General features: G+C 70.2%; 1 protein-coding gene. It reads right to left on the bottom strand.

Features of this window, described 5'->3' with window-relative positions:
- Positions 1 to 376: 376 nt before the first annotated feature.
- The coding region (locus tag EOA13_RS37195) for a toprim domain-containing protein (RefSeq protein ID WP_127298052.1) at positions 377 to 1,138 on the bottom strand (762 nt) is incomplete at its 5' end.

Below are 1,138 nucleotides of genomic sequence, written 5' to 3'. Positions count from 1 at the left end.
GGGGCCGAGGATCAGGTTCGTCCTGATGCGGGCGATGGCCGTACATCTGCAGTTCGAGGATGACGCGATCGGTCGGCGAGGAGGCGTGGTAGGGCTCGTAGCCGTCGTCGAAAGGAAGCTCGTAGGTCATGGCGTGTCTCCGTCGGTTGTGGCCGCGCCTATCGCGGCCTGACAGCGCATCCCGGCCGCGCCCCGGACGCGGCCGCACCGAAGGCCGGAGCGCGAGCGAAGGACGGCGCAGCCGTTGCGGCCGTGACCGGGGGGTGGCAGGGGTCGCCTCTCGGGCAGGCCGAGGGCGCGGCCTCTCCGGTGGACCGCCGCCATGCCTGCAGTTGCCCGGCGACGCCGCGCCGGCCTGCCTGCCGGCCTGACCCGTTTATCCGGGCGGCAGGAAGAGACGGGCATCCTCTGGGACGAACTGACCGCTGAGCCATGCGGCGAGATGGGCCGGGCCGAGATGACGCAGATCGTCGTTGAAATCGCCGAGCTGCGGCCGCAACACCAAGGCGAGGATCCCGGCCTCGCCGGCGCGTTGGCTGAGACGTTCGATGCCGTGCCGGCCGGCGGCGTCGGCATCGGCTGCGATGTAGAGCCGGCGGCAGCCGGGCGGAAGCCTCAGGCCGGCAAGGTGATTGGCCGAGGTGGCGGCGGCCACCGGCAGCACCGGCATCATAGTCCTGAGCGACGCCATCGTCTCGAAGCCCTCGCCGGCGGCCATGACCGGGACTGCTGCACCGGGCTGGTGGCCTAGCCAGATGCCGTTGCCAAGGAGATCCCCCAGCGAGCGGCGTGGATCCGCGAGTTGCGCCTTGCCCTGACCCGAAGGATCAAGCCAGGTGCGTTGTAGGCCGGTGATCTGCCCGTTGAGGTTGGTCACAGCGGCAATCAGAGCAGGAAGAGTCTGCGTCTCGCCCGTCACGAGATCCCTGTAGTAGCAGCCGGGATGGAAGCGCAGCGCGTGCTCATGCCAGGAGAGCAGAATGTCGCGACCGGCGAGATAGCGTTCGGCCAGCGTGCCGGCGATCGGCTGCGACATGGCGAACAATCGACGCGCGGCCTCAGGGGAGCCGCGTTTCGCGGCTGGCTGGCCCTGCGCGCCAAGGGGCTGGGGCGGTGGCAGCGGCATGGGGAGGAAGCG

The sequence above is a fragment of the Mesorhizobium sp. M7A.F.Ca.US.011.01.1.1 genome (assembly GCF_003998295.1).
Classification (GTDB): Bacteria; Pseudomonadota; Alphaproteobacteria; order Rhizobiales; family Rhizobiaceae; genus Mesorhizobium.
Note: the sequence above shows the minus strand (reverse complement) of the source record. Positions and strands in the feature narration are given on the sequence as shown.